Genomic DNA, 10,656 nt, shown 5'->3' on the forward strand with positions numbered 1-10,656 from the left:
ACGAAGGTGCTCTCGGGCAGTGCCCCTACCTTGACGGTAAATTGCAATCCGGTGCTTTGTGCCATGATCTGCTCCTTATCCTGCCTGTCCGCTGCCGGATCCAATCACGACGCCACCACAATCAACCGCAGTACCGGTGACAGCGATGGGTTTGCCGTTGACCAGCACCGAGCCGACCCCACCGGCAATGGCGCGGGGATGAGGCGGGTTGTTGGGTTTGTCATGAGGCTCCAGCGGATCGCCCTGACGGGCTACCGGTTTGCCATCGAGGAACACATCAGGACTGGCCGCGCTGACCGGCGAGGGGTGAAAACCGTCGTGGTCGGTGCCAATGTCACCGAGCAGTGCGATAGTCGGGCACATAGTGATTCTCCATATGAGCGGGGATAACGGGTCTGCGCCCTATCCCCACGCCCCTCACACAACAGCAACAGGCTGCAGCGGCAAGCACGGGGCAAAACAGGCTGCGTCGTGGCAGCACAGAGTGTGCCACTCCAAAGATTCAATATTTTTTAAATAAAATCAGTGCATTACACACCAACGGCCGATACGGCAAGCGATTGGGCTGCAAGGTATTGCGCAGAAATGGCAACCTGACTACAAAAGGTTGCCTTTCTGGTCATTTTCACTTTTTTATGCGCAATATATTGCGCATGGCAACACTATCAGCTGCCAAGGTCACCCTGCTGCAGCTGATAAAGGCGGATATTGAGCGCTTTCAGATCGCTCTCCAGCCCCTTCAATTCGGCGGCGGTGATGGGCTCCTGCGAAGCCTTCTTCGCCTCCAGCTCGCTCAGACGCAGACTGAACGGCGTCTCCTGCATCAGGTTTTTCTGCACCTCATAAAGCTGGGACTTGAGATAGGAGATAGTCACCGTCTTGCGTTGGCGCTCCAGCTCCTGCAGCTGGTCGATCAGCGCATCGACACCGGCACGAGCATCAAGGTAAGTGGGAATGGTGTTGTTATTGCTCCCCTGCCCCACCAGCGCGTTCTGCCACTGTTTGTCCAGCGCCTTGACCGCCAGCGAGTCGGGATAGAGCATCTGCAACGAGTTGCGCAGCCCTTCGCCATAGCGATACCAGTAGAGCGGCGAGGTCTGCTCCAGCCGATCCAGCTGGGCCTGATAGCGCGCCACCAGCTCGCTCTCCATCCCTTGCACCGCCTGCTCCCCCAGCACGATGCGCGCCTGACGGATATCGTCATAGCTGAGCACGCGCGGCAACTCGGCGGCCGGCTGTTGCAGGCGCTGCATCGCAATCACCTTCTCCTGCTGCTGGTGCTGCCAGCCCAGCCATCCCATTACCGGCAGAGCGCAGCTGAGCAGGCCACAGCCAAACCAGAACCAAGCCGGACGCTGTTTGCGATGCTGCTCGATCTTGAGCACAGTCGGCTTGACCTGCCCCTTCTCCCGTCCCACCAGAATGCTGCCCTGCGGCAGAGCGGGGGCAACCGATGCCATCGGCGTTCCGTGCTCGTGGTCCATATCCGATTTGAAGAAGACCATCGGCGGGATCTGCATATCCTCCTTGAGACCCGGTTCGTCGGAGACGATGACGATCTCGGTCTCGTCAAAGAGGTGGGTATAGCCCTCGATAAAGTGGATCAGGTTCTCAACCCGGGGAATGCGGCTCAGACCCGCGTTGTGCAGCTTTTCGCTGATAAGCTGCAGCGCCCGCTCGCAGCGGTAGATCAGTCGCTTATCCTCATGGCTGATCTGGTACTGGCGAATCACGTCGCTGATGCGGGCGATAAACCAGTCCAGCATCTCGATGCGGGCCCGCTCCTGATGCACCGGCGGCCAGAAGCTATCCCACTGGGTGACGATGAGGTTGGCAAGAAACTCGCACCCTTCGGTAAAACCGCTCAGTCCCTGAAGGCGGGAGCGGGCCAGGGTGAAGTAGATGGCGGTCTGCAGATCGACGCCATGTTTTTCGAAAATTTGGCTGGCGAGATGGTGGATCAGCGCCCAGTCCACTTCGGGACGTGAGGCGTGACTGAGCTTGTTGATCTCGGCGCGCAGCGCTTCGTACTCCGGCAACATTCTGGGGTCACGCCCCACTTTGAGCGCCTGCTGGCCTTGTTGATTCTGTGACATATCGGCTTCCAACGGATGAAGGGGGCACAGGGTGCCCCCGACCTAATCAATAGAGGGATTCGGGCAATCTGAACTGGCTGAACAGGCCGCCGGTGAAGGGGTTCTGGGCGCTGTCGGTATAGACCCGATAGGTCATGGCCCCCTGATCCACTGGGAAGCGCACATCGAAGGTGGCGTCACTCACCTGGGTCAACTCGCCCTTGTCCATCAGGCGGAACATGGCCCAGGGCCCGACGAAGCCTTCACTGCGCGGCGAGCGCTCGCGAGCTGCCGGCACCAGCGTGATCTTGCTCTCGGCTCCGTCACGCATGGTGTTGGGCCACACCAGCGGCACCTTGGTCCGACGACCGTGGGCATACTCCAGCAACTGGCCATCCAGATTCAGCACGCTGCGCCGCTTGTTGGCGGTCAGCTCGATGGGCTCGAGGGCAAACTGCACCTCGAGATTACCTTGCGGGCTGAAGAAGATCTGGCGGATGCGCGCCGCGCGATCCAGCTGCTTGACCAGCTCGGCCTGAATGGGTGAGCTCAGTTCACCCTCCATCAACCCGCCCTCTACCATCGGCTTGAGGTTGACCTGATAGAAGCTGTCCAGCGTGCCGCCCGGGGCAAAGAAGCGCTCCATCTCGGAGAGCGGCACATCCTTGGCAGAGCTCGGGTTGAACGGATAGCGATCCGCCAACTGGCTGTTGAACGGGGTCAGCACCTTCTCCTGCCACTCCTGATTGAGGGAGGACATGGCCAAATCGATCACCAGACGGGATGTCTGCTCGGAGAGCTGGCCAACCCAGCGGTTGAGCGGCTCGGGCAGACCACGGGCATACTGCTCGAGGGCAAATACGGGATCGGCGTACTTGTTGGTCAGGCGCAGTTGCACCGCCTTCAGGGCAGATTGACCCGGCTCGGTCGCGTTGACGATGAGCTCCAGATAGTGCTGCAGATCAACCAGCTTCTGGTTCACCTCGGAGATGAGCGGCCCCTGTTCGCCACGGCCGCTGAGCGCCGCGTTGGTCGTCATGAAGGGACGCCCGATCCGTGCCGTAATGGCCTGACCTGGATCCCCCTCCACATCGGAGATCTTGCGAATGCGGGTGTTGTCATCCAGCGAGGCGAGTACCCGCTGGAACGGCTGATCGTTGCCGGTGATGGCCGAAAGCACATCGAGTGCCTGCTCCGGGCTCTCCAGGGGCTGCACATCCAGATTGGTCAGCAGTTTCTGCCACTGGTTGACGTAGTCGGTGACATAACGATCATTGACCTGACGGGTGATCTCCTTGCGATCGGCCTCGCTCAACTGACTCAGCTTGCGCTGGCCAAGAACCCAGGCATCCATGGCGGTCAGGTCGAGCAGCGCCTTGTCCTGCTTGAGGAAGAAGTCGCTGAAACCGGGCCAGGTCAGCAAGCGTGGCACCTGACCGGCGCTCTCGTTGCGCAGGGTAAACACGGTGTCGAAGGTGGGGCCCACCTCGTCACGCACGTTGAGATCCGGCGGCAGCGCATCGCCCGCCTTCACCACCAGATTCTGGTAGACCCGCTGATACATGGGCAGTTTGCCCAGTTCGCGCTGGGCGCCGTAGACCGGCTCCTTGAAGGGCGCAAAGGCGGTAATGGCGGCCTGATCACGGGCGGCGCGAGCGGCATGCCAGTCGGTATGATCGAGGGCGTAGTTGAGGTGACCCATCAACTGCTCCTGCAACGCCCCCTGCCCCGGGAACGCCTTCTGCCAGCGGCTCGCCATGTACTGGGCCACCAGCTCCTTGTTGCGACCGGAGGCGTCATCCAGCATCCGCATCACCCTCAGGATGGCGAGCTTCTCCTCGCTACCCGCCGGCGCCCGGTCGAGATCTTCCAGCAGCCCCTGCATCTGGGCCGGCAGGAAACGCTGGCTCAGCAGTTGCAGGTAGGAGCCTTCCACATAGGGGCCGATCTCGTCCCCCTGATAGAGGCCAAGATCGGCCACCACCGGCATCCGCTCACGGTAGTTGCCAAAGGAGAAGGTCGCCTCGCGAATAAGGTTGAGACGCGGCAGCTGGCTCACGCCAAACGCCTCTTCATCGGCCACCTCGTTGGTGGCCATAAAGGCCTGCGCCTTGGTCAGCACGTTGCGACCGGCCTCCTCGTTGACCCGGTAGAAGTAGTGCCAGCCACCGATGAGTGCTGCCGAGAAGAGCGACAAGCAGCTGAGGCCGATGGCCATGCGACGGCGGCGATAGAGGGTATGCAGCCGGTTCTCGCCCGCCAGATGGGCCTCGGGGAAGATGATGGAGGAGAAGAGCTTGCGCACGAAATAGGTGTTAGACTCCCCGCGCAGCGCAGAGTGAATGGGCTCTGGCAGGTTGTAACGGCGGGAGGCCGCCTGGGCAAACGCATCGAACGGCACCCCCTGCTGATAGACAGAGCTGACATAGACACCGCGCACCAGCAGCGGCTTGCTCTCCTCGATGGCCAGGGTCTCGGCAAGCAGCTCGGTCACATACTCCTTGAGGCCCGCCAGCTGGCGAACAAAGGAGAAGAGCGCACTGCGGCGGCTGGCATCCAGCCCGGCCAGCATCAGTGCAGGCAGGTTGCGATTGAGGTTGTCGACCCACTCGTCCCAGAAGAGGGAGAGATCATCCTGCCACCCCTTGCCCTGACGCTCGTCCGGCTTGAAGGTCACCCCCAGCACCGCCTCGCGGGCCTCTTTGTCGAGCTGCTCATAAACCACGTCAAACCCGCGCAGCAGGTCGAGCTTGGTAAAGGTGACATAGAGCGGCAAGCGGGTATTCATGGTGGCCGACAGCTCCTGCAGACGGGAGCGCATCAGCTGTGCATAGGCCTTGCGTTCGGCCACGCTGGCATGGGATAACCAGGCCAGATCCACCGTCAGCACCAATCCGTTGAGGGGCTGACGACGGCGATGTTCATTGAGCCAGCCGAGCAGGTGCAGCCAGAGCCGCTCATGCTTGCGCGCCAGCGGCTCCTGCTCGCCATCGGGTTGGGACAGAAGCTCGCCAGCGGGATCCAGCATCACCGCCTGCTCTCCCAGCCAGCAATCAACCAGCTGCTCCTGCGCCACTTCACGAAGCTCGGTGTCGAGTCTCGGGTTGAGCTTGTTGGCCGGGTTGGCGCGGTGGATCAGGCTGCTCTTGCCGCTGCCGGGCAGACCCAATACCAGATACCAGGGCATGGCATAGAGCGCCCCCTTGCCCAGATGCTCGCCAAGGGTCGCCAGCCAGCGGTCAAGAAAGAGCGCCTGGCGATCGAGGAGCCCCTTGACCGGATCCTGCTCCAGTACCAGCTCATGGTTCCGCTCGGCCTTGAGTTGCTGCATCTTGCGCCATACGCGCCAGGAGACAACCCCCAGCAGCAGCCAGAGCCAGAGCAGGGTGAACACCACCCGCCCCCACAGCGGCTCGAAGGGACGAGCGTCGCGGATCTCGATGCGGGGGCCCAGCCACCACACCAGGATCAGGGCGACAACCCAGAGCACCGCACCGAGCAGAGGCCAGGAGGGTTTCAGTTTCGGCAGCTGTTGCTGCAGAAAGGTAAAGATGGTTTTGAACATAAGATTGTGATTCAACTCCGACTCAATGACTCATTTCGACACTCATTGCGCCAAGGCGGTCGCATGACGTTCCAGACGGCTCACCAGCCCCGGTTCCCATTGCGACAGTCCCAGACGGGTGGCTTCTTGCCACAAGTGCTGGTAGTGCTGGCGAGCCAGCGAATTCATGCCTTCCTGTTCCAATAACTCCGCCTGCACCAGTTGTGCATGGAAGCGGGCTCTGGGCTCTTTCAGTTGTGCCATCCGCTCATCGAGCAGGGCGAGCGCCGCAGCCACCCCCTGCTCGCCATGGCGCAGAGCCACCTCTTCGGCCAGAGAACAACCCCCTTGCCCGTCACTGCTCCCCCCCTTGGCTGGTTGCAACCAGCGGCTGCACTCGGCCGACAGAAAGGGGGTGCCGTCGCTGAAGGTGAGCTCCCGCAGCGTCGGCAGACGCTGCAAGAAGGTATCCAGCTCCTGCATGATGGCCTGCGCCACCGTGGCAAAGCCGAGCTTCTGCGCCACCATGGCCGAGAGCATGTGCCCCTCGAACCAGTAGGGCGCCAGCGTCAGACTCTGTTCGATCCGCTGCCAGAGCCCCTGATCGGCGGCATTCATCGCAGCGCGATACTCATCCACCATGTCAACCGACATGGGCGCAAGCTGGGTCTTGCTGCCCTGCGCCGTCATGGGAGGCGTCGTGATACCGGCCCAGATAGCGTGGCGACGCAGGCGATAGCCCACTGCTGCCTCCGGCTGACGCTCAATGAGGAGCTCCGCCACCTTGAGCTGGGTCTGGCGCCAAGCCCGATCGTTGGAGCTGTCGATCTCCACCGCCGGACGCAAGCTCGCACTCCCCTGCGCAGCACTCGAGGTAGTGACGGGAATGCCGGACACAGCGGCACCTGGCGCCACGGTCGCGCTGCTTTGCGGCGTGCCAGCCTCATCGGCCTGCGCCTGTGCCACCTGCTGGCGCTGGGCCCGTTTCAGACCCATCACCAGCGGGTCGAGCAACTCGCCCTTGTCCGGGCAAAGCGCCAGCCACGCAGCCTCCAGCTGTTCGGCGCGAGCCAGCAAACCGGCCAGCTCCGCCGCCGAGGCGCTCTCCGATACCCGTGGCAATACCCCTTCAAAACGCTTGACGATCTGCACCATCAATCGCTGTTTCTGGGTGGCATTGCCGGGCCAGGCGAGCAACCAGTAGTCGCGGATCCAGCACTCCAGCAGCAAGATTGCCGTCCCCATGGGGGTCGCCTTGGCCGGATGCTGCAGGCAACGCAGCAACTGGGCCAGCACCCGCATATCCTTGGTCTTGCTCTCCAGCAGCACGAGGCACGCCTCGGCTACCGCATTGAGATCAACCTGGCTGTGGGCCAGCGAGCCCAGCTTGACCAGCTCGGTCTCGACATAATCCCAGCGCTGCTCGTCAGCAAGCACGGCCCCCTTCACCAGCTCGGCAGAGAGAGGGGTCAGCAGGCGGCCACACCAAGGGTGTTGATAGCTCATTCCGCCTCCTTACCAGCGACACTGCTGGCGCACGGGCTGCAGTGCCTCCTTGAGACCGCTGAGATCCACCCGCAGGATGGCGCCATTGTTGGCCTGCACCTGCAGTTCACGAGCCCCGATCCAGCGCTTGAGCTCCTCGATGGCGGGCAAGCCACGGCCATACTCGAGCAGCAGCCCCTGATCCCGGACAAACCAGCTCTGCGACTGGCGACTTGGCTCACCATCCAGGGCTATCTGCACCCGATCCCCCACCCAGGGGTTATCAAGCCGCAGCCGGATATGGGTGATGCTGTTGACGCAACCGATGGCCAAAGTGGCGCCGCGCAGGGCAGGACGGGTCAGGGTGACGCTGCCACCCGCATCATCCAGCAGAGGCAGAAAAGGGGGGCTGTCAGGTTGACGCCCCTGCTCCTGGGTCAGGATCGCCTGCCAGGCAGGGGAGCGGGAGACAGCCCCCTCTTCACTCCCGGCCGCACCCTTTCCAATGGCGTCATAGCAGGCCAAACGCACCAAGGGCGACGGTTCGCGCCGGCACGCCTGCAATTGAGCCAACTCCGGGGATGGCTGCGCCGCACTGCTGGCCAGCAGCAGCGGCACCAATGCGAGCAGACTCATCAGCTCACCTCCAGTTTCTGGCACTTGTGATCCAGGGTGCGCTTGGGAATATTGAGGCTTTCTGCCACCAGCATCCGGTTGCCCTGGAAGTAGCGCAGGCGCGCCTCGATCACCGAGGCTTCGTACTGCTGCATGGCGCGGCGCAGATCGCGGATGTGGTTGTAGTCATCCAGTGCGCCGGGCAGCTCGACGCACACCCGCTCACGCAGCTCTGGCGGCAGTGCCTCCAGACCCACCTCCTCACCATGGCTGGTATGGGCACAGGCGACCTCCAGCAGGTTGCGCAGCTCGCGCACATTGCCCGGGAAGTCATAGGTTTGCAGCTGCTTCAAAAACTTGCGCTGCAACCCTGCCAGCGCCTTGCCATCCTGAGCGGCAAACTGGGCCATGAAGTGCTGGCAGAGCAGCGGCACATCTTCCATATGTTCGCGCAACGGGGCGATCAGCAGCAGGCACTGGCAAAGGCGGTGGTAGAGGTCGGCACGGAATTGCCCCTCCTCCACATGGCGAGTGAGCGGCTGATGGGTGGCGGCGATGAGACGAAAGTCAGACTGACGCTCCTGCTCGGCGCCAAGTGGCCGGTAGCTGCGGGTTTCCAGTACCCTGAGCAGCTTGGCTTGCATGGCGGCAGGCATGTCACCCACTTCATCCAGAAAGAGGGTGCCACCATTGGCCTGTTCAACCAGCCCGCTCTTGTTGCTGAGCGCGCCGGAGAAGGCCCCCTTCTGATAACCAAACAGTTCGCTCTCGATGAGGTTCTCCGGAATGGCGGCACAGTTGATGGCCACAAAGGGCTTGTGAGCCCGGTCGGAGCACTGGTGCACCAGCCGCGCGACCACCTCCTTGCCACTGCCGGTCTCCCCCTGAATGAGGACGGTCAACTTGTGGCGGCCCGCCTGAGCGATCTGCTCGCGCAGACCGCAGATCACCGCCGACTGGCCGATCAACTGCTCGCCCAGCAGCTTCTCGTGCTGGCGCAGACGATCCTCTTCACCTTTTATCTGGCGCAGAGAGTCGCGCAGCACACTCTGATCCCGGCGGCTACGCCCCAGATCGCGAATAAGGGTGAGCTGGTTGCAAAAGACCTGCGCCAGACTGGCAAGCTCGGGCCCCTCGGCCCACTCCTGCAACACCTCGCCCCGATCGAGCAGGGCCAGCACGGCAAACGGCTTACCCTTGCCATCCATCAGCGGAAACGCATGCAGCCCGCACTGCTGGCCCAGATTGGCCAGCAGTGCGCGAAAACCGGCGTGCTCGATGCGGGCACCGCCATAGAGGGAGTCCCAGGTGCGTGACTGCGCCTTGTGCAGCACATAGGCGAGCGGATGGGAGAAGTCATCCACCGCCAGCCCCAGCGCCACCTCCTGCCCCTTGACCCAGCCTTTGCATTCGAGCTGGCGACCGCTCACATCCAGCATGCCAAGCAGGATCCCTTTTGGCTGAAAGCTGGCATGGAGGGTCGAGCTCCACCAGTGGCAAAGGTGGGCTTCGTCGCGCTGCTCGGTGAGCGCGAGGGCGAATGCGAGGGCTTGTTCCATGGTCAGCCCTCCACCTCGGCCACGAACTGGTGATCGACCACAGAGAAGCGAACCCGGTTGATGGGCTCACCGGCCGAGAGACGCTGCAGCAGTTGCAGGGAGACCGGCGGCAACAGGGCGCCATCGATGACCGATTCGAGCATGCGTGCACCGTTCTCGCTGCGGTTGGCCCGCAGCAGGATCTCTTCGGCCACCTCGCCATCGAGTTCCACCTCGGCGCCGAAACGCTCCTTGAGCAGCTTGACCAGCCGGTTGAGCTTGCCACCCACGATCTGCACCAGGGTGTCGTGACCCAGCGGCAGATAGGGGATCACCTCCATCCGCGCCAGCAGCGCTGGTTTGAAGAAGGCGGCGAGCTCCGGATAGAGGGCATCCAGCAGCACATCGGGCTGCCCGGCATGCTCGACGATGGTCTGGAAACCGAGGTTGGAGGTGAGGAAGAAGACTACGTTCTTGCAGTCGATGATCCGCCCTTCCCCATCCGCCAGCTCGCCCTTGTCGAACGCCTGATAGAAGAGGTTGAGCACATCCGGGTGCGCTTTTTCCACCTCATCCAGCAGCACCACCGAGTAGGGTTTCTGGCGAATGGCTTCGGTCAGCACGCCACCCTCGCCAAAGCCGACATAGCCGGGAGGAGAGCCGATCAGGCGAGAAACCGTGTGTTTCTCCTGATACTCGGACATGTTGATGGTGGTCAGATACTGGCGGCCGCCAAACATCAGCTCGGCAATCTGCAGCACGGTTTCGGTCTTGCCGACCCCGCTCGGGCCCACCAGCAGGAAGGCCCCCAGCGGACGGCCAGGACGACGCAGATCGGCGCGCGCAGTCAGCAGGTGCTTGTGCAGGTGGGCCACCGCCACATCCTGCCCCTTGATGAGATCGCCAAGGTACTCCGGCAGGCGGGTCACCACATCGAGCTCCCCTTGGGAGATGCGATTGAGGGGCACTCCGGTCCACTCGGCGATGACAGCGGCAATCTGGGTTTTGTCGACATGAGCGGAGACCAGCACCTCTCCCTGCTGCAGGTCGGCCAGCTCGCTCTCGAGGGTGGCCAGCTGCTCGGCAGCCGCTTGCGGATCGAGCGGAGCATCAGCGAGATCCAGCGCCTCTCTGGCCAGCATCTCATCCTGCTGATCTGCCAGGAGAGCGGCGCGCAGCTCGATAATCCGGTGAACCAGACCCTGCTGCTGCTGCCAGCGGGACTCCTGCTCCGCCAGCGATTCGCGGCAACGCAGCTGCTCATCTTGCAGCTCGGCAAGGCGTTCTTCGTTGTCACCCAATCCGATCAGGCGCTGGCGCTCCAGCTGGCGGATCTCCAGCTCACGCTGGCGCAGTTCGTTTTGCAGATGGCTGACGGCGCGTAACTGTTCACCCAGAT

7 protein-coding genes are annotated in these 10,656 nt (G+C 62.6%); all 7 read right to left on the reverse strand.

From position 1 onward, the window contains the following. Positions 1–75: 75 nt before the first annotated feature. Positions 76–363 (reverse strand): type VI secretion system PAAR protein, encoded by a 288-nt coding sequence (locus AACR93_RS17865; RefSeq protein ID WP_033114654.1) that lies wholly within the window; start codon positions 361–363, stop codon positions 76–78. A gap of 302 nt (positions 364–665) precedes the next feature. Then, complete coding sequence (locus AACR93_RS17870) at positions 666–2,096, reverse strand: VasL domain-containing protein (protein WP_043851550.1); 1,431 nt, start codon at positions 2,094–2,096, stop codon at positions 666–668. Positions 2,097–2,142: 46 nt separating this feature from the next. Next, positions 2,143–5,640, reverse strand: coding sequence for a type VI secretion system membrane subunit TssM (tssM, locus tag AACR93_RS17875; RefSeq protein ID WP_043851551.1), 3,498 nt, complete (start codon positions 5,638–5,640; stop codon positions 2,143–2,145). Positions 5,641–5,682: 42 nt separating this feature from the next. After that, positions 5,683–7,125 carry a type VI secretion system protein TssA gene (gene tssA, locus AACR93_RS17880; RefSeq protein ID WP_043851552.1) on the reverse strand — a complete coding sequence of 481 codons (1,443 nt, stop codon included), beginning with the start codon at positions 7,123–7,125 and terminating at the stop codon, positions 5,683–5,685. Positions 7,126–7,134: 9 nt separating this feature from the next. Then, complete coding sequence (gene vasI, locus AACR93_RS17885) at positions 7,135–7,740, reverse strand: type VI secretion system-associated protein VasI (RefSeq protein WP_043851553.1); 606 nt, start codon at positions 7,738–7,740, stop codon at positions 7,135–7,137. After that, positions 7,740–9,278 (reverse strand): sigma-54 interaction domain-containing protein, encoded by a 1,539-nt coding sequence (locus AACR93_RS17890; RefSeq protein ID WP_041210855.1) that lies wholly within the window; start codon positions 9,276–9,278, stop codon positions 7,740–7,742. Before AACR93_RS17890 ends, vasI begins: the two co-directional genes overlap by 1 nt. Before the next feature lie 2 nt (positions 9,279–9,280). Further along, a partial coding sequence (locus AACR93_RS17895; protein WP_043851554.1) for an AAA family ATPase occupies positions 9,281–10,656 on the reverse strand: 1,376 nt, incomplete at its 5' end.

The organism is Aeromonas sp. L_1B5_3 (assembly GCF_963866575.1).
GTDB lineage: Bacteria > Pseudomonadota > Gammaproteobacteria > Enterobacterales > Aeromonadaceae > Aeromonas > Aeromonas jandaei.